The organism is Streptomyces sp. GC420 (assembly GCF_009916105.1).
GTDB lineage: Bacteria > Actinomycetota > Actinomycetes > Streptomycetales > Streptomycetaceae > Streptomyces.
The window spans coordinates 1-18,033 of the sequence record NZ_JAAAXQ010000001.1 but is presented as its reverse complement, the minus strand read 5'-3'; the positions used below and the strand labels follow the sequence as shown (position 1 = coordinate 18,033).

Here is an 18,033-nt window from a genome sequence, read left to right as displayed (position 1 = left end):
CGGAAGCGCGGGAGATCGTGTTCGACTTTCTTGAAGATTACGACGTGCTGGGGGCCTTCTGGGTGACGGTGAAACTCACCGTCCTCTCCGGAATCGGCGCCCTTGTCTGGGGCACCTTGCTGGCCGCCATGCGGGTCAGCCCTGTCCCGCTCATGCGCGGATTCGGCACCGCCTATGTGAACATCGTCCGGAACATCCCTCTGACCGTCATCATCGTCTTCACCTCGCTCGGACTCGCCGACATCTTCGGCGTGACCCTGGGCGCGGCCGACGACTTCGAGGCGCAGGGCTTCCGGCTCGCCGTCCTGGGCCTGTCCGCCTACACCGCGGCCTTCGTCTGCGAGGCGATCCGCTCCGGCATCAACACCGTGCCCGTCGGCCAGGCCGAGGCGGCGCGCGCGATCGGTCTGAGCTTCTCCCAGGTCCTTACGCTGATCGTGCTGCCGCAGGCGTTCCGTTCGGTCATCGGCCCGCTCGCCAATGTGCTGATCGCCCTGACCAAGAACACCACGGTGGCGGCCGCCATCGGAGTGGCGGAAGCGGCCCTGGTGATGAAGGAAATGATCGAGAACGAAGCACAGACGCTGCTGATCGCCGCGATCTTCGCCCTCGGATTCGTGGTACTGACCCTGCCGACCGGTCTGATCCTCGGCTGGCTCGCCAAGCGACTGGCGGTGAAGCGGTGACGTCCCTTCTCTACGACGCCCCCGGTCCCCGGGCCAAGCGGCGCAACCTCGTCCTCTCGGTCGTCTTCTTCGCCCTGCTCACCCTGCTGCTGTGGTGGATCTGGGGAGCCCTGGACGACAAGGGCCAGCTGGATTGGTCCCTGTGGGAGCCCTTCACCCAGTCCCAGGCGTGGACGACGTACCTGCTGCCGGGCCTCGGCAACACGCTGAAGGCCGCCGCGCTCTCGATGGTGATCGCCCTCCCCCTGGGCGCCGTCTTCGGAATCGCCCGGCTCTCCGACCACCGCTGGGTCAGGGTTCCGGCCAGCGCGGTCGTCGAGTTCTTCCGCGCCATCCCGGTGCTGCTGCTGATGCTGTTCGCCAACGAGATCTACGTCAGGTCCACGGACATCCCCAGTGACCAGCGCCCGATGTACGCGGTCGTCACCGGACTGGTGCTCTACAACGCCTCCGTCCTCGCCGAGGTGGTCCGGGCCGGCATCCTCTCGCTGCCCCTCGGCCAGTCGGAGGCCGCGAAGGCGATCGGTCTGCGCAAGGGCCAGACGATGACCAGCATCCTGCTGCCGCAGGCCGTCACCGCGATGCTGCCGGCGATCGTCAGCCAGCTGGTCGTCATCGTGAAGGACACCGCGCTCGGCGGTGTGATGCTGAGCTTCACCGAGCTGCTCAACGCCCGCAAGACGCTGGCCGCCAACTACGCCAACGTCATTCCCAGCTTCATCGTGGTCGCGTTGATCTTCATCGTGCTGAACTTCCTCCTCACCAGCTTCGCGAGCTGGCTGGAAGCCCGGCTGCGGCGCGGCAAGCGGTCCACGGGCGCGGTGGTGACCGCCGACGCCGTCACGGAGCTGTCGACCCCGGGCGAGCACATGGGCCACGACGACCTCACCGGGCCGGGAGGACCACCGGACGGGCCGCGCGGCAAGTTCTGACGTGCCGGTGGAGCCGGCGGACCGGCGGTACGTCAGCAACGTGTGAGTGACAGGAAGGCAGCGGTGGTCACGCCGCTGCCTTCGTCACTTGACGCAAGCACCCGCAATGGGTTGCATACGCATTGTGATCGCGCACCGGGCTCCAACTGCCAGTTCCCGCACGTTTCCCCCTACGTCACTCAGGGCCCCTGGAGCCACCCCGTGGACCCGGTGATCATCGTCGGCGCGGGCCCGGTCGGGCTCTCGCTGGCACTGGCTCTCGCGTCGCAGCGGGTGCCCTGCGTGGTGCTCGACGAGGGCCCGGGCAAGGAGGAACGGCGGCCCGCCCGCACCGTCGTGCTGCGCGAGGACACGGCCGCCCTCGTCGAACGGCTCGGCGTGGTCACGACCGGCGGCGAGGGCGGTGTGCGGCCCTCCGCGTGGCGGAGCTTCCGGCGGCGGCAGGAGTTGCGCCGGATGGTCTTCGGCGCCGCGGCGGAACCCGGCACGGATGACGCGGGCCCGGCCCCCCTGCACCTCCCCCAGCACGTGCTGACCCGGGGGCTGCGCGCCGCGCTGGCGGACGAGCACTTGGTCAAGCTGGTCCCCGGAGCGCGGCTCGACTCACTGGAACAGGACGCCGCCGGCATCACCGCACACACCCGGGGCGGCAACGCCACGTGGTGGCGCGGCAGTTGGCTGGTCGGCTGCGACGGCCCACGCTCCACGGTCCGCAAGCTCCTCGATGTCCGCTTCCCCGGCCGTACGGCGGTCGAGCGGCACGCCGTCGCGGCGTTGCGCGCCGAACTCCCGTGGACCGACGAGGCGCTGCTGCACCGCGCCCCGCCGTGGCGGGGGGCGGCCGCGGAGGTGACGGCGCGGCCCCTGCCCGACGGGGTGTGGCGGATCGACTGGCTGCTGCCGCCGCGCAGCGACCTGGTCACGCCGGAGCAGCTGATCGCCCGGGTGCGGGAGACGCTGGAGGGCTGGTGCGGCACCACACCGCCCTACGAGCTGCTGGACACCGGTGTGCACACCGTGCACCACCGGCTGGCGCGCCGCTGGCGGGTGGGCCGGGCCTTCCTCGCGGGCGACGCGGCGCATCTGCTGGGCGCGATCGGCACCCAAGGACTCGACGAGGGACTGCGGGACGTCGGCAACCTCGCCTGGAAACTCGCACTGGCCTGGCACCACGGCGCCTCGGACACGCTCCTGGACAGCTACCAGGCGGAGCGGCGCTCCGCCGTCGCCGCCCGGCTGCGCGCGGCCGACCAGGCGTTGCCGATACTGCGCGGGGGCGGAGGGTTGCGCACCTACCTCCCGGGCAGCGCGCGCAATCACGACACGCTGCTCGCCGACGGGCATCTGGGGCGCGGCCCGCTGGGTGCGCCCCCGGTGTACGCCCGATCCCCGCTGGTCCCGGCGCGATCCGACTCTGAGGTGCCGGTCGGCACGGAGCCGGGCGCACCGGTCGAGGACGTGCCGGTGACCGCTCCCGACGGTGCGGCGGTACGGCTGCGGGAACGTCTCGGCAGAGGGCTGCTGGTGGTGCTCGTCGCACCGGGCACGGGGGTGTGGGACCGGCGGCACTGGATGCAGGCAGGCGTGATGCCGAGGCTGGCGGCAGCGGTGTCCGCCCTGCCGATGCCCGCCGAACTGCTGGTGACGGAGAGCTATCCGAGCGCGGCGGCGCACACCGTGCTGGTCGTGCGGCCCGACGGACATCTCGTCGCCGCCTTCGCCGGGGTGCGGCCCGCCGAGCTGTACGCGTGCGCGGACACGGTCAGGGGCGGATCGGCGGGGGCGGGTACGAAGACCACGGCCGGGCACTGAAGCGGGAGTCATCGCTCCGGGTGGAGGGCGAGGCCCACCCGGAGGGCCGGCGGAGCCGGTTTCAGAGCCCGTACTCGTCCAGCCCTTCCAGCTCCTCCCCCTCCTCTTCGAGGGCCTGCCTGACCACCCGCAGGGCCAGGCCTTCGCCGTATCCCTTGCGGGCCAGCATTCCGGCCAGTCGGCGCAGCCGTTTGTCGCGGTCGAGGCCGCGGGTGGAGCGGAGTCTGCGCTCCACCAGTGCGCGGGCGGTCTCCTCCTCCTGTTCGGAGTCGAGCCGGCCCACGGCCTCGTCGATCACGGCGGAGTCGACCTCCTTGGTGCGCAGTTCGCGGGCCAGCGCTCGGCGGGCCAGCCCGCGGCCGTGGTGCCGGGACTCGACCCAGGCCCCGGCGAAGGCGGCGTCGTCGATCAGTCCGACGTCCTCGAAGCGGGAGAGCACTTCAGATGCGACCTCGTCGGGGATGCCCCGTTTGTACAGGGCGTCCGCGAGTTGCTTGCGGGTGCGGGGAGTCCCGGTGAGCAGGCGCAGGCAGATAGCCCGCGCCTGCTCACCCGGGTCGCGCGGTGCCGCCTCCTCGGCCCTCGACGGGGAGGAGGCACCGCCGTCCCGGCGGCCCGGTCGGCTCCCGGGGTCCGCCGCCGCGCCTGGGCGCGCCGCCCTGCGGCCCCCGGAGCCCTCCGGCCGGTCCCTCCGGATCGCCGGGCCGTCTCCCCCGGCCTCCGGCCAGTCGGTTCTCCGTGTCACGATCGGCTCGCGTCAGCTCTTGGCAGTGGCGGTCTTGGCCGCCCTTCCACCCTTGGCCGCGGGAGCGGGAGCGGGCACAGAGGCCGCGGCGGCGGCCGGAACGGCGGCCGCCGCGTCCGCGCCGGGCTCGGCCTCGGCGGCCTCCGGCCGGACTCCGACGCCCAGCTTCTCCTTGATCTTCTTCTCGATCTCGTTGGCGAGATCGGGATTGTCCTTCAGGAAGTTGCGGGCGTTCTCCTTGCCCTGGCCGAGTTGGTCGCCCTCGTACGTGTACCAGGCGCCGGCCTTGCGGACGAAGCCGTGCTCCACGCCCATGTCGATCAGGCCGCCCTCGCGGCTGATCCCCTGGCCGTACAGGATGTCGAACTCGGCCTGCTTGAAGGGCGGCGCGACCTTGTTCTTGACGACCTTGCAGCGGGTCCGGTTGCCGACCGCCTCGGTGCCGTCCTTCAGCGTCTCGATGCGGCGGATGTCGATGCGCACCGAGGCGTAGAACTTCAGCGCCCGGCCACCGGTCGTGGTCTCCGGGGAACCGAACATCACACCGATCTTCTCGCGGAGCTGGTTGATGAAGATCGCGGTGGTCTTGGACTGGTTCAGCGCACTGGTGATCTTCCGGAGGGCCTGGCTCATCAGACGGGCCTGGAGACCCACGTGGGAGTCGCCCATCTCGCCCTCGATCTCCGCGCGCGGCACCAGCGCGGCCACGGAGTCGATGACGATCAGGTCCAGCGCGCCGGAGCGGACCAGCATGTCCACGATCTCCAGCGCCTGCTCGCCGTTGTCCGGCTGGGACAGGATCAGGTTGTCGATGTCCACGCCGAGCTTCTTGGCGTACTCGGGGTCGAGTGCGTGCTCGGCGTCCACGAAGGCCACCTGTCCGCCGGCCTTCTGGGCGTTGGCCACGGCGTGCAGCGTCAGGGTCGTCTTGCCGGAGGACTCCGGACCGTAGACCTCCACCACACGGCCGCGCGGCAGTCCGCCGACGCCGAGGGCCACGTCCAGGGCGGTCGACCCGGTCGGGATCACCTCGATGGGCTCGTTCGGCCGCTCGCCCAGGCGCATCACCGCGCCCTTGCCGAATTGCCGTTCAATCTGTGCGAGCGCGGCGTCGAGCGCCTTCTCGCGGTCGGTTCCTGCCATGGGTTCCACCCGATTTGCTTGAGTCGATCGCTTCACGTCCACGACGCTAACGCCTGCCACTGACAATGCGCCCCGACGTCCACCCCAGCCTGTGGACAACTCTGTGGACAACGCACCGGGCCGGCACCGCCCGGGCGCCCGCGGAATCCGGCCCGGGACTCCATAAGAATGGATGTTCGAATTCGGTGTCAAGCGGGGCCGGTCACCACCGGTCTCCGCGGCCCTCGCCGCTGTCCTCCCCTGGACGCGCGAACCGGAGAGACGCGCGAGCGCTCTACCCTGGAAGGAGCAGCGGGCCGGGAGCAGCGGGCCGGGAGGAGACAGGATCCGTGGACGTCGACCTCAGAAAGCTGCGGTATTTCGTGGCCGTGGCCGAGGAACTGCACTTCGGCCGGGCGGCGGAGCGGCTGCGTATCGCGCAGCCCGTGCTCTCGCGGCAGATCCGGGCGCTCGAGGGCGATCTGGGGGTGACTCTCCTCGACCGCGACCACCGTTCCACCCGGCTGACCGTGGCCGGGCGGCGGCTGCTCGACGACGCGAGGCCGCTGCTGCTCTCGGCCGAGGCGCTGCGCCGGCGGGTCCAGTGGGCCGCCCACGGCGCCTCGGAGTTCACCATCGCCCTCCTGCCGGGGATCACCGTGACCGCGGCCACGCGCACGCTGACCGCCCGGCACCCCGACCTGTCGGTCCAGCTCCTGCGCCTGCCGCACACCTCCGACGAGGACCAGGCCGAGGCCGTACGGGACGGCCGGGCCGACGTCTGCTTCGTGCGCATGCCGGTCGACCATCGCGGTCTGCGGCTGTGTCCACTGTTCAGCGAGCCCAGGGTCGCGGCCCTTCCCCTGGGGCACCGGCTCGCCGGACGGGCCTCGCTCACGATTACCGAGCTGGCCTCCGAGCGCCTGCTGCACCACCCCGACGCCGTGGCACGCGCCCAGGATCTGGAGCACGTCGCCGCCGGGGACGGTGTCGCCATCCTTCCGCTGTCGACGGCCGTCTCCCACCCCCGCGAGGACGTCGTCCGGGTTCCGGTCGACGGCATCAATCCCAGCCAGGTCTGCCTGGCGTGGAGCAGCGACCGGCGTTCGCCGCTCGTGCGGGAGTTCGCCGAGATCGCCGCGGTCACGGCTCTCTCCGCCGCGCAGATCAGGGCTGCCTGACCGTCCGGCCGGGCGCGCGGCGTGCGCCCCCGTGTTCATCCGGCGCGCCGCTCCAGGGACTCCAGCCGGTCCAGAAACAGGGCACCGGCCAGGAGCGCTTCGCTGCCGCCCGGCCGTACGCCGCGCTCCCGCAGCCCCGCGTCGAGCGACCGCAGGGCCTCCCGCCCCTCGGCGGACTCGGGCCCGCCCGCTTCCAGGACACCGCTCGCGCCCCGCTGGACGAACCGCAGCCCCTGGGGGCCCGCCGTATACAGCGGACCGGTGTCCTGGAGGGTGGCCATGATGCCGAGAAGGGCCCGCAGCCGGGCCGTCTCCTCCGGGTGTCCCTGCCGTCGCGCGGCCCGCAGCGCCTCCAGGGCCCGCCTGGGGTGCGGAAACCCGGCGCGCGCCTCGCCCCTCGCGCCGGCCGCCCCGTAGCGGGCCGAGACGCTGGACCCCCGGCTCGGCCGGCTCGGTGCCCGCCGGTCACGCAGGGCGGCGAGCGCCTTGGCCGGGCCGGCCAGCTCGCACGGCGCCGCGCCCGGTTCCACCGCGGCGGCCGCGACCAGCAGGCCGAGGACCCAGACGGCGCCGCGATGGGTGTCCGTGCCGCAGGCCGCCCGTCTGACGGTCCACTCCGTGCACCGGCCGATCGCACCGAGTTCCTCGCGCAACTGCGGCGTCGCGGCCCCGGCGCGGCGCGCGGCGGCGGCCGTCGCGGCCAGGCCGGGGAAGAGCGCCCCGGCCGCCCAGCGAGCGCCCACCAGGTCCGTACGCGCGCCGGGGCCGGGCCCCCGGCCGTCGGTGAGGCCGGGTTTCGGCGTGAGTTCCACGGCCGCGACGAGGGCGCCCACGGCCGCGTCCGCCAGGACCTCACCCGGCCCGGAAGGCCGTGTCACCGCCGCCTTCCCCGGCCCCGGTGCGGCCGCGGAAGGGGATCTTCTGAGGACCATGCTGTTCGCACGCATGGACGCACGCTAGGGCGGTCGCTCCTGAATGGGCTGTCCTCACGCTGTGAACACGCTGTGGGCCCGTTTCACCGGGAGCGGTCCCAGAGCGAGCACCGGACCTGGGCCAGGGCCGATGCGGCGCCGCGCCGGGGCCTGCCCCTGCCGTGCACCCTGGGGTCGTCCGTGACTTCGTACCGCCGCACATAGGCACCCAGGAACGCCTGCAGGGTGGCGATGGCCGGGATGGCGATCAGCGCGCCGACGGCGCCGAGCAGCGCGGTGCCGGCCAGGACCGATCCGAAGGCCACGGCAGGGTGGATGTCGACGCTCTTGGCCGTGATGCGCGGCTGCAGCAGGTAGTTCTCGAACTGCTGGTAGATGACGACGAACACGAGCACCCACAGCGCGTACCAGGGATTGACGGTGAAGGCGATCAGTATGGGCAGGGCCCCTGCCAGGTACGTGCCGATGGTGGGGATGAACTGCGAGACCAGACCGACCCACATGGCGAGCGCGGGGGCATAGGGCACGTTCAGGGTCTCCAGCAGCACGAAGTGGGCGGTGCCTGAGATCAGCGCCATGAGGGCGCGCGAGTAGAGGTAGCCGCCGGTCTTGGCGACCGCGATCTCCCAGGCGCGCAGCACCTCGGCCTGCTTGGCGGGCGGGAGCACCGAGCACAGGGCCCGGCGCAGCCGCGGTCCGTCGGCCGCGAAGTAGAACGAGAACAGCAGGATCGTCAGCATTCTGAACAGACCGCCCAGCACCTGGGCGGAGACGTCGAGGACGCCCGTCGCGCTGTTCTGGACGTACTTCTGCAGCCAGTCGGAGTGGAGCAGGCTGTCCTGGATCTCGACGCGGGAGAGCTCGGTGCGGAAGGTGTCGTTGATCCACTTGATCACCGAGTCGATGTATTTGGGGAAGTCCTCGACCATCGCGGTGATCTGTCCGGCGAGCATCGTTCCCATGAGGGTGATGAACCCGGCACTGGCGACGAGCACTCCGAGGAAGACGAGCCCGGTGGCGAGGCCCCTGCGCACGCCGCGGGCGGCCATCCAGTCGACCGCCGGTTCCACGGCGAGGGCGAGGAAGAACGCGATCAGGACGTTGATCAGCAGCCCCACGAGCTGGTGGAAGCCCCAGACCACGAGCTGGAAGCAGCCGATGAGGGAGAGGGCGAGCACCATGGCGCGCGGCAGCCAGCGCGGCATCCGGGCCGCCGCACCGGCCGCGGCACCAGCCATGCCGACCGGCGGCGGGACGGAGTCGGCACTCGCGGAGGCGGTGGCCGCCGCGTCTTGAGCGCGGCCGGTGGACGGGGGTCCGGAAGCCGCGGTGGCGTCGTCGGCCGGCGCCACCGCCGGTGAGTCCGGCAGCGCGCCCGCCGCCGGTGCGCCGGTCGGCGTGCCGGAGATGGGCTCGTCGGTCGTCTCGTCTGTGGTGGCCACCGGCCCAGTGTCCCGTACGGCGGGCGCCGCCCGTGACGGTGGACGCGCTCCCGGCCGAGCCGGGTCGTTCCCGGAGCTCCCGAGGGCCGCGGGCTGCTCCCCGGGAACCGTGGAGCCGCTCCCGGCGCCGGCGCCATCCGCCGGCGTCCGCGTCAGCGCTTGTCGGCGGGAATGCCCATGGCGGCGCAGACGCCCTGCCAGACGGACCTGGCCTCCCACCCCGCGTCGAGTGCCTCGTACACGGTGCGGCCGCCGAGCTCGGACATCACGTGGTCGCGCGCGAAGGTGTCCGCGTACGCCGCGCCGAAGTAATCCGTCATCCGTTCCCAGAACACCGTCAACCGCATGACCCCAGTATTGCTCCCCTGAGAGTGCAGCCGGACCGGAGCCGCTCGCCTACAGCGCTTTCCGCTCCTACGGTCTGCACATGGCCCGAACCGGAGCATCTTCCCTGTCCCGTGCAGAACACTTCGTATGGCTCACGGCCCGTGTACTCGAGCAGCGGCGATTCGCCCATCACTTCCTGGGCGGAGGCGCGGACGCCGTCGAGGCCGCCCTGGCCGCCTACCTCAACGAGGACGGCGGCTACGGTCACGCCCTGGAACCCGACCTGCGTGGCCCGGTGAGCCAGCCCCTCCACACCGCGCACGCCCTGCGCGTCCTGGACTCCGTCGGACGCTGCGGCGGGCAGCGGACGGAGCGCGTGTGCCGATATCTGACCGAGGTGTCGACGGTGGACGGCGCGCTGCCCGCCGTCCACCCCTCGCTGCGTGGCTATCCGCACGCCCCGTTCGTGCTGGTGACCGACTCTCCGCCGAGTGATCTGCTGGCCACGGGACCCGTGGTGGGCCTGCTGCACCGCAACGACGTGTGGCACGCCTGGCTGTTCCGGGCGACCGACTTCTGCTGGTCGGCGGTGGAGTCCTTGGAGAAGTCCCATCCGTACGAGGTCGAGGCGGCCGTCGCCTTTCTCGACGGCGCCCCGGACCGCGCCCGGGCGGAGGCGGCGGCGGACCGGCTGGGACGGCTGGTGCGCGAGCAGCGGCTCGCCGTGCTGGACCCGGAGCGGCGCACCGACCACCCCGTGCCGGACGGCTACGCCCCCGGGGAGCTGCACCATCCGCACGACTACGCGAAACGGCCGGGCTCGCTGGCGCGCGGCTGGTTCACGGACGAGGAGATGGAGCGCTCGCTGGACTTCCTTGCGAGCGAGCAGCAGGAGGACGGCGGCTGGCCGCTCCGCCGGCGGCAATGGGCCCCCGGAACGGCCCTGGAGGCGCGCCCGGCCGTGACGATCGAGGCCCTGCTGACGCTGCGCGCGTACGGGCGGGACATCGGCTGAGGGACGGGACGCGCGGGCGGACGCCACGGCGCGGCAGCGCGTCCGTCCGTCCGTCCGCGGGATCATCCGCCCATGGCGCGCGCCCCCGCGGTGACGATCACGGCCGCGCCGACGACGAGCAGGAAGGGGGCGCGCAGCACCAGCGCGAGCGCCGCCGCCGCGAGCCCTGCCGCGCGGGCGTCGACGGCGAGGTGCTGGCCGGTGCTGAACGTCTGCTGCGCGGTGAGCGCGGCCAGCAGCGCCACGGGGAGCAGCGCGGCCAGCCGCTTCACGAGCGGACGTTCCAGCGAGCCGGCGGGGACCAGCAGGCCGATCAGCTTGACCAGGTAGCAGCCGAGGGCGGTGACTGCGATGGCGGTCCAGGTGTTCAACGGTTGTCCTCCGGGGCGGCGTGCGGCTCGTGCCGGTCGGCGTGCCCGTTGGCCGGTGGCCTGCCCTCGGCTTCGGTCCGGTGGATCCGGCGGCCCTGTAGGCAGAGCACGGCGGGTGCGGCGAGCGCGGCGACGAGCACGGGCACGCCGCCGGGCAGCACCGGCAGGAAGCCGAGGCCGAGGACGACGGCCGTTCCGGCGACGGCGCGCTCGGTGGTGCTGCGCAGCATGGGGGCGAGCAGGGCGAGGAAGACGGCGGGCCCTGCCGCGTCCAGACCCCAGGCGTTGGTGTCGCCGATGGCCTCGGCGCCGAGCGCCCCCAGGAGAGTGGTGAGGTTCCACAGCACGTAGAGGGTGGCGCCGGTGACCGTGAACCCGATGCGCGCGCTGCGCCGGCCGGGCTGGGCGAGCGCCACAACGGTCGTCTCGTCGATGACCCAGTGCGCGGCGAAGGGACGGGCCGCGCGCGGCAGCGCCAGCAGCTGGGACAGGCGCAGGCCGTAGAAGGCGTTGCGTACGCCGAGGAAGAAGGCACCGGCCGCGGCGGTGAGCGGGTTGCCGCCTGCCGCCAGGGCTCCGACCAGCGCGAACTGCGAGGCGCCGGTGAAGACGAGAAGGCTGAGTACACAGGTCTGCGCAAGGCTCAGGCCGGCGCCCGCCGAGGTGACGCCGAACGCGAAGCCGGACAGGCCGACGGCGATACCGACGGCCAGCGCGTCCCTGACGACGGCCGAGTCCCGCTTGCTCCCGCCGGCGACGGGGATTCCGGCCGCTCCCGGGGCGCGGCCGCCTCCCCGACCGCCTCCGGATGGGCTTCCGGGTGCGCTTCCGGGTGCTTTCTCTTCCGGGTGTGTCGTTTCTGCCACGGCTGGGACGTTACGGGGACGGGGGCAGGCGGGTCTTGTACGTTCTTGCGCACGCGTTTCCGCTCGCCCGGTCTCGCCAGGCTCACGTTCTCGCATGCTCAGGTTCGCGCGCGCTCACGGCGGTAGGCGCCGGGCGGCACTCCCACGATGCGGGTGAAGTGCCGGTTCAGGTGCGGCTGGTCGGTGAAGCCCACCGCGACCGCGGCCTCGGCCGGGGTGACGCCCCGGTCGAGCATTCTGCGGGCGGCACGGACCCTGGCGTCGGTGAGCCAGGCGTGCGGGGGCATTCCGTAGGCCGCCTTGAAGGCGCGCAGCAGTGCGAACGGGCTGGTGCCGAGGTCGGCGGCGAGCCTCTCCAGGGAGGGCGGCCCGGCCATGTGCTCCTCCAGGACGGCCCGGGCGCGGGCGGCGTTCCGCGCGCCGGCGGAGCGCGCCGTGCGCGGTGGCATGCCGCCGCCGTTGAGACGCAGCAGACGCGCGACGGCCACCCGCAGCAAGGTGTCCGCGGCGAGCGCGTTCCCCTCGTCGGCGGCGCGCAGGACCTCGGCGACCAGGCGCGCCGCGTAGGGGTCGTGGAGCACCGGGGACGAGAACCCGGGGGTGCCGCGGATCCCGGTGGTCTCGGCTGCTATCTCGGCCACCACGTCCGGCCCCGGGTACACGGCTCCGTACTGCCAGCCCTCGGGGCCCTCGGCCCTGCCGGTGTGCGGGGTGTCGGGGTTGACCAGCGCCAGCGTGCCGGGCCCGGCGTACCGGTCCTCCCCTGTGTGGTGGAACACCTCGACGCCGTCGGTGATGGCGGCGATCACGTAGTTCTCGTGGGTGTGCGTCACGAACGTCTTGCGGACGTAGCTGGCGCGGAGCAGGTCGACACCCGGCAGTTCCTCGTACTGCCAGTGCCTGGCCCGCTCGCCCCTCGTGGCGGGCACCGCCGACCGCGCCACCTCCTCGTCCATGCCTCCCATTCTGCGCCCCGGCCGTGGGTGCCGGGTGCGGGCCGTCGGGGCGCGGACACACGGGTGCGGCGGGCATTGTCAGTGGCGCGGTGCAGGATGGAGGCATGGCGGACAAGGACAGGGCGGACGACCCGGCTTCGGTGCTGGCGGCCTTCTCCCCCGCGACCCGGAGCTGGTTCGCGGGGGCGTTCACGGCGCCCACGGCGGCCCAGGCGGGTGCGTGGCGGGCGATCGGCGCGGGATCCGACGTCCTCGTGGTCGCGCCCACCGGCTCGGGCAAGACCCTTGCCGCGTTCCTCTCCGCGCTGGACGGACTGGCCTCCACGCCGCCGCCCGCCGAGGCCGGGAAGCGCTGCCGTGTGCTCTATGTCTCCCCCCTCAAGGCCCTCGCCGTCGACGTCGAGCGGAATCTGCGCAGCCCGCTGACCGGCATCAAGCAGGAGTCGGTGCGGCTCGGGCTGCCCGAGCCGGAGGTGAGGGTGGGCATCCGCTCCGGGGACACCCCGCCGGCCGAGCGCCGGGCGCTGGCCACCCGACCGCCCGACATCCTCATCACGACCCCCGAGTCGCTGTTCCTGATGCTGACGTCCTCGACCCGCGAGGCCCTGACCGGCGTCGAGACCGTCATCCTGGACGAGGTGCACGCGGTCGCGGGGACGAAACGAGGGGCGCATCTGGCGCTGTCCCTGGAGCGGCTCGACGAGCTGCTCCCCCGGCCCGCCCGGCGGATCGGTCTCTCGGCCACGGTCCGCCCCGTGGACGAGGTGGCCCGGTTCCTGTCGCCGCGGCGCCGGGTGGAGATCGTCCAGCCGCCGTCGGGCAAGGAGTTCGACCTGTCGGTGGTCGTGCCCGTGGAGGACATGGGCGAGCTGGGCGGCTCCCCGGTGCAGGAGGGTGACACCGGAGAGCGGCCCTCGATCTGGCCTCATGTGGAGGAGCGGATCGCCGACCTCGTCCAGGCGCACCGCTCGACGATCGTCTTCGCCAACTCGCGGCGGCTCGCCGAGCGGCTGTGCAACCGCCTCAACGAGATCGCGTACGAACGGGCCATGGGGGAGGCGCTTCCCGAAGGGCCGCCTCCGGCGGAGATCATGGCCCAGTCGGGGAAGGCCCACGGCGCGCCGGCGCTGCTGGCCCGCGCGCACCACGGCTCGGTGTCCAAGGAGCAGCGGGCGCTGGTCGAGGAAGACCTGAAGGCGGGCCGGCTGCCCGCGGTCGTCGCCACGTCCAGCCTCGAGCTGGGCATCGACATGGGCGCGGTGGACCTGGTCGTCCAGGTCGAGTCGCCGCCCTCGGTGGCCTCCGGGCTGCAGCGGGTGGGCCGCGCGGGCCACCAGGTGGGCGCGGTCTCCAAGGGCGTGGTCTTCCCGAAGTACCGCGGAGACCTGGTGCAGTCGGCGGTGGTCACCGAACGGATGCGGCAGGGCGCGATCGAGTCGCTGCGCGTCCCGTCCAACCCGCTCGACGTCCTCGCCCAGCAGCTGGTCGCGATGGTCGCCCTGGACAGCTGGCAGGTCGACGACCTCCTCGCGGTCGTCCGCCGCGCCGGCCCCTTCGCCTCCCTGCCCGAGTCCGCGTTCACCGCTGTCCTGGACATGCTCGCGGGCCGCTACCCGTCGGACGCCTTCGCCGAGCTGCGCCCGCGTGTGGTCTGGGACCGCGTCGCCGGTACGGTCACGGGCCGCCCGGGGGCCCAGCGGCTCGCCGTCACCTCTGGCGGCACCATCCCCGACCGCGGGCTGTTCGGTGTCTTCCTCGCCGGCGCCGACCCGAAGAAGGGCGGCGGCCGGGTCGGTGAGCTCGACGAGGAGATGGTGTACGAGTCGCGGGTGGGCGATGTGTTCACCCTCGGTACGACCTCGTGGCGCATCGAGGACATCACCCGTGACCGGGTGCTGGTCTCGCCCGCTCCCGGCGTGCCGGGACGGCTGCCCTTCTGGAAGGGCGATCAGCTGGGCAGGCCGCTGGAGCTGGGGCGCGCCGTGGGGGCGTTCCTGCGCGAGGTGGGCGGACTCTCGGCGGAAGACGCCCGGCTGCGGCTGCTCGCCGCTGGCCTGGACGCCTGGGCCGCCGACAACGTGCTGGCCTATCTCGACGAGCAGCGCCGCGCCTGCGGCCATGTCCCCGACGACCGGACCATCGTCGTCGAGCGGTTCCGTGACGAGCTGGGCGACTGGCGCGTCGTCATCCACTCCCCGTTCGGCGCCCAGGTGCACGCCCCCTGGGCGCTGGCGCTGGGCGCCCGCCTCGGCGAGCGGTACGGCATGGACGCGCAGGTCATGCACGCTGACGACGGGATCGTGCTGCGGCTGCCGGACGCCGACCTGATGGGCCTCGACCTGCTCGACACGGAACCGGCCGGGCAGGGCACGGAGTACGACGCGGAGCAGGCGCCCGTCGGCGCGTCCGACGCCCTCTTCGACAAGGGCGAGATCGAGCAGATCGTCACCGACCAGGTGGGCGGCTCCGCGCTGTTCGCCGCCCGCTTCCGTGAATGCGCCGCCCGCGCCCTGCTGCTGCCGCGCCGCAGCCCCGGCAAGCGCACCCCGCTGTGGCAGCAGCGCCAGCGTGCCTCGCAACTACTCCAGGTGGCCAGCGAGTTCGGCTCCTTCCCGATCGTCCTGGAGGCGGTCCGCGAGTGCCTCCAGGACGTCTTCGACGTACCGGGCCTCGCGGAGCTCATGGGCGACATCGAGTCCCGGCGGGTGCGCCTGGTGGAGGTGACCACCCCGGAGCCCTCGCCCTTCGCCCGCTCCCTCCTCTTCGGCTACGTGGCCCAGTTCCTGTACGAGGGGGACTCGCCCCTCGCCGAGCGGCGTGCCGCCGCGCTGTCGCTGGACTCCAGGCTGCTCGCGGAACTGCTCGGCCAGGCGGAGCTGCGTGAACTGCTCGATCCCGAGGTGCTGGCCGAGCTGGAGCAGGAGCTCCAGTGGCGCACCGAGGACCGGCGGATCAAGGACGTCGAGGGGGTCGCCGATCTGCTGCGGCTGCTCGGCCCGCTCACCGACGCGGAGCTGACGGAGCGCGGCGGCGAACCGGAATGGCCGCGTGAACTGGCCGCGACCCGCCGCGCCATCCGGGTGCGGATCGCGGGCCAGGACCACTGGGCCGCCGTGGAGGACGCGGGACGGCTCCGGGACGCGCTGGGCACCGCACTCCCGGTCGGCGTCCCCGAGGCGTTCACGGAGCCCGTCAAGGATCCCCTCGGCGACCTCCTCGCCCGCTACGCCCGTACGCACGGCCCGTTCACCTCCGCCGCCGCCGCGGCCCGCTTCGGCCTCGGCACTGCCGTCACCGACGGGGCGCTGCACCGTCTCGCCGCGAGCGGCCGGGTCGTGCCGGGCGAGTTCCGCCCTCCCTTCGCCCGCCACCACCTTTCCGACGAGGCACCGCGCGCCGCGGGAGCCGACCTGGGCACCGGCCAGGAGTGGTGCGACGCGGCGGTCCTGCGCAGGCTGCGCCGGCGGTCCCTGGCCGCGCTGCGCCAGGAACTCGAACCCGTGCCGCCCGCCACGCTCGCGACCTTCCTGCCGCAGTGGCAGCACCTGGGCACGCACAGTCTGCGGGGCGTCGACGGACTGGTGCGCGCCGTCGAGCAGTTGCAGGGTGCTCCGGTGCCCGCCTCCGCGCTGGAGAAGCTGGTCCTGCCCGCCCGGGTCTCGGACTACCACCCGGCCATGCTCGACGAGCTGACGACGGCGGGAGAGGTCGTGTGGGCGGGCGCGGGCTCGCTGCCGGGCAAGGACGGCTGGGTCTCGCTCTATCTCGCCGACACGGCCCCGCTGCTGCTCCACGAGCCGCACCCGCTGGAGCTGTCCCCGCTGCACCGGTCCGTGCTCGACACGCTCTCCGGCGGCTACGGGCTGTTCTTCCGCCAGATCGCCGATCAGGTCCGGGCCGCCGCCCATCCCGAGGCCACCGATCCCCAACTGGCCGATGTGCTGTGGGAGCTCGCCTGGTCCGGGCGGCTCACCAACGACACCCTGGCCCCGCTGCGCTCGCTGATGGGATCGGGCCGTACGGCGGGGGCCACGGCGCACCGGGCCAAACGGGCCGTTCCCCGCGGCCGCTTCGGTGCGCTCGCCGTGTCCGGCTCCCGCCCTGTCTCCCGCTCGGGGCCGCCCACCGTCGCCGGCCGCTGGTCGCTGCTCCCGGACCGCGAGTCCGACACCACGCACCGGGCACACGCCCTTGCCCGTACGCTCCTCGACCGCCACGGTGTGGTGACGCGGGGCGCGGTCTCGGCGGAAGGCGTCGAGGGCGGGTTCTCCGCCGCCTATCGCGTCCTGTCCGCCTTCGAGGACAGCGGTCAGGCCCGCCGCGGTTATGTCGTGGAGGGCCTGGGCGCGGCCCAGTTCGCGATGGACGGCGCCGTCGACCGGCTGCGGGCGATCAACACGGCGCGTGAGCGCGGCCGGGCTTCTCAGCCGGAGTTCGGCGGGTATCAGGGCCGGCGGGACGCGGAGCCGTCCCCGCGCACCGTCGTCCTCGTCGACGGTGAGCTCACTCTGTACATGGAACGCGGCGGCAAGACACTGCTCGCCTGGCGGTCGCCCGACTCGGAACCCGGCGACGACGACCGCCTGGCCGCCGCCGTCTCCGCGCTCGCGGACTCGGCCCGCGCCGGGGCTCTCGGCTCCCTCACAGTCGAGCGCACCAACGGCACCCCGTCGCTCTCCTCGCCCCTCGGCCGTGCCCTGGAGGCGGCGGGTTTCCATCCCACACCGCGAGGGCTGCGCCTGCGCCCCTGACTCCCACGGGGGCCGGGTCTCCCCGCCCGGGCCGGTGCCGCACCCTCTGCGGCGGCACCGGCACACACCCGGCCGTGGCGGCACCCCGCATCATGGAGACATGCCCGAAGGAGACACCGTCTGGCAGGCCGCGAAGCGCCTGCACGAAGCACTCGCGGGCGAGCGGCTCGTCCGCTGGGACATGCGGGTGCCCAAGCTCGCGACGACCGACCTCACAGGCCGCACCGTCGTCGAGGTGGCCGCGCGCGGCAAGCACCTGCTGACACGGGTCGAGGGCGGGCTGACGCTGCACTCGCACCTCGGGATGGACGGCTCCTGGAAGCTCTGCGGTGCCTCGGAGCGCCCGAGGGGCGGCCCCGCGCACCAGATCCGTGCGGTGCTCGGCACGGCCGGGCGCACCGCCTTCGGCTACCGGCTGCCCGTGCTGGAACTGCTGCGCACCGCCCAGGAGGACCGGGCCGTCGGTCACCTCGGGCCCGATCTGCTCGGCCCCGACTGGGATCCGGACCAAGCGCTGCGGAACCTCCTGGCCGTGCCGGAGCGGCCGCTCGGCGAGGCCCTGCTCGACCAGCGCAACCTGGCGGGCATCGGCAATGTCTACAAGAGCGAGCTGTGCTTCATGGCCGGTGTCACCCCCTGGCTGCCCACGGGCGAGTTCCCTGCCCCCGCGCGTCTCGTCGCGCTCGCCAGGAAGCTGCTCGAGGCCAATCGCGAGCGCCCGGCGCGAATGACCACCCGCGTGGACCGCCCCGACCGGCGTCTGTGGGTCTACGGCCGCGTGCCCCGTCCCTGCCTGCGCTGCGGCACCTCCATCCGGTCCGCCGATCAGGGCGACGGTCTGCGCCTGCGCCCCACCTACTGGTGCCCTCGCTGCCAGTCCGGCCCGTACCCCACC

The 18,033-nt window shown here is 73.2% G+C and carries 15 protein-coding genes; 7 read left to right on the top strand and 8 right to left on the bottom strand.

The window, feature by feature from the left end; all coding sequences use genetic code 11:
- Positions 1–17: 17 nt before the first annotated feature.
- The 3 genes from GUY61_RS00075 to GUY61_RS00065 all read left to right on the top strand — a co-directional run bounded on the left by GUY61_RS00075 (position 18) and on the right by GUY61_RS00065 (position 3,430).
- Positions 18–686, top strand: a complete 669-nt coding sequence (locus tag GUY61_RS00075; RefSeq protein WP_166627924.1) for an amino acid ABC transporter permease — start codon at positions 18–20, stop codon at positions 684–686.
- Positions 683–1,618, top strand: a complete 936-nt coding sequence (locus tag GUY61_RS00070; RefSeq protein WP_166627923.1) for an amino acid ABC transporter permease — start codon at positions 683–685, stop codon at positions 1,616–1,618. The genes GUY61_RS00075 and GUY61_RS00070 overlap by 4 nt, the downstream gene beginning before the upstream one ends.
- A gap of 201 nt (positions 1,619–1,819) precedes the next feature.
- Entirely contained in the window at positions 1,820–3,430 is a 1,611-nt protein-coding gene (locus GUY61_RS00065; RefSeq protein WP_166627922.1) for an FAD-dependent monooxygenase, read from the top strand.
- Between the two features lie 61 nt (positions 3,431–3,491).
- On the opposite strand, the gene recX is transcribed toward GUY61_RS00065, so the two are convergent.
- Together recX and recA are read right to left on the bottom strand one after the other, a co-directional pair.
- Positions 3,492–4,175: a recombination regulator RecX gene (recX, locus tag GUY61_RS00060; RefSeq protein ID WP_313896428.1), complete on the bottom strand. Its 684-nt coding sequence runs from the start codon at positions 4,173–4,175 to the stop codon at positions 3,492–3,494.
- 12 nt (positions 4,176–4,187) lie between these two features.
- A complete protein-coding gene (gene recA, locus GUY61_RS00055; protein ID WP_166627921.1) occupies positions 4,188–5,318 on the bottom strand; it encodes a recombinase RecA in 1,131 nt (376 codons plus the stop codon).
- A gap of 329 nt (positions 5,319–5,647) precedes the next feature.
- On the opposite strand from recA, the gene GUY61_RS00050 reads away from it, so the two are divergent.
- A complete protein-coding gene (locus GUY61_RS00050) occupies positions 5,648–6,478 on the top strand; it encodes a LysR substrate-binding domain-containing protein (RefSeq protein ID WP_166627920.1) in 831 nt (276 codons plus the stop codon).
- Between the two features lie 35 nt (positions 6,479–6,513).
- Here the strand turns inward: GUY61_RS00050 and GUY61_RS00045 are convergent, their stop codons facing one another.
- From GUY61_RS00045 to GUY61_RS00035, 3 genes are all read right to left on the bottom strand, one after another.
- The gene (locus tag GUY61_RS00045) at positions 6,514–7,356 is read right to left on the bottom strand and encodes a triphosphoribosyl-dephospho-CoA synthase (RefSeq protein ID WP_313896426.1); all 843 of its coding nucleotides are present in this window, start codon (positions 7,354–7,356) and stop codon (positions 6,514–6,516) included.
- 137 nt (positions 7,357–7,493) lie between these two features.
- Positions 7,494–8,762 carry an AI-2E family transporter gene (locus tag GUY61_RS00040; RefSeq protein ID WP_398953671.1) on the bottom strand — a complete coding sequence of 423 codons (1,269 nt, stop codon included), beginning with the start codon at positions 8,760–8,762 and terminating at the stop codon, positions 7,494–7,496.
- 242 nt (positions 8,763–9,004) lie between these two features.
- The gene (locus GUY61_RS00035; RefSeq protein ID WP_166627919.1) at positions 9,005–9,199 is read right to left on the bottom strand and encodes a DUF3046 domain-containing protein; all 195 of its coding nucleotides are present in this window, start codon (positions 9,197–9,199) and stop codon (positions 9,005–9,007) included.
- An 80-nt stretch (positions 9,200–9,279) separates the two neighbouring features.
- On the opposite strand from GUY61_RS00035, the gene GUY61_RS00030 reads away from it, so the two are divergent.
- Entirely contained in the window at positions 9,280–10,194 is a 915-nt protein-coding gene (locus GUY61_RS00030; RefSeq protein ID WP_166627918.1) for a hypothetical protein, read from the top strand.
- A gap of 62 nt (positions 10,195–10,256) precedes the next feature.
- Here GUY61_RS00030 and GUY61_RS00025 read toward each other — a convergent pair whose 3' ends face one another.
- The 3 genes from GUY61_RS00025 to GUY61_RS00015 all read right to left on the bottom strand — a co-directional run bounded on the left by GUY61_RS00025 (position 10,257) and on the right by GUY61_RS00015 (position 12,387).
- Complete coding sequence (locus tag GUY61_RS00025; RefSeq protein ID WP_166627917.1) at positions 10,257–10,565, bottom strand: AzlD domain-containing protein; 309 nt, start codon at positions 10,563–10,565, stop codon at positions 10,257–10,259.
- The gene (locus GUY61_RS00020) at positions 10,562–11,431 is read right to left on the bottom strand and encodes an AzlC family ABC transporter permease (RefSeq protein ID WP_166627916.1); all 870 of its coding nucleotides are present in this window, start codon (positions 11,429–11,431) and stop codon (positions 10,562–10,564) included. The genes GUY61_RS00025 and GUY61_RS00020 overlap by 4 nt, the downstream gene beginning before the upstream one ends.
- A gap of 98 nt (positions 11,432–11,529) precedes the next feature.
- Complete coding sequence (locus GUY61_RS00015; protein WP_166627915.1) at positions 11,530–12,387, bottom strand: AraC family transcriptional regulator; 858 nt, start codon at positions 12,385–12,387, stop codon at positions 11,530–11,532.
- Positions 12,388–12,491: 104 nt separating this feature from the next.
- Here GUY61_RS00015 and GUY61_RS00010 point away from each other — a divergent pair, with 104 nt between their 5' ends.
- Both GUY61_RS00010 and GUY61_RS00005 read left to right on the top strand, forming a co-directional pair.
- The gene (locus tag GUY61_RS00010) at positions 12,492–17,138 is read left to right on the top strand and encodes an ATP-dependent helicase (protein WP_166627914.1); all 4,647 of its coding nucleotides are present in this window, start codon (positions 12,492–12,494) and stop codon (positions 17,136–17,138) included.
- Positions 17,139–17,238: 100 nt separating this feature from the next.
- On the top strand, positions 17,239–18,033 hold a 795-nt coding region (locus GUY61_RS00005), incomplete at its 3' end, for an Fpg/Nei family DNA glycosylase (protein WP_166627913.1).

Excerpts from the sequence above, each read along its gene's own strand:
- recA (WP_166627921.1), bottom strand. The coding sequence starts at position 5,318 with ATGGCAGGAACCGACCGCGAGAAGGCGCTCGACGCCGCGCTCGCACAG.
- GUY61_RS00035 (WP_166627919.1), bottom strand. The coding sequence starts at position 9,199 with ATGCGGTTGACGGTGTTCTGGGAACGGATGACGGATTACTTCGGCGCG.
- GUY61_RS00030 (WP_166627918.1), top strand. The coding sequence starts at position 9,280 with ATGGCCCGAACCGGAGCATCTTCCCTGTCCCGTGCAGAACACTTCGTA.
- GUY61_RS00015 (WP_166627915.1), bottom strand. The coding sequence starts at position 12,387 with ATGGACGAGGAGGTGGCGCGGTCGGCGGTGCCCGCCACGAGGGGCGAG.
- GUY61_RS00010 (WP_166627914.1), top strand. The coding sequence starts at position 12,492 with ATGGCGGACAAGGACAGGGCGGACGACCCGGCTTCGGTGCTGGCGGCC.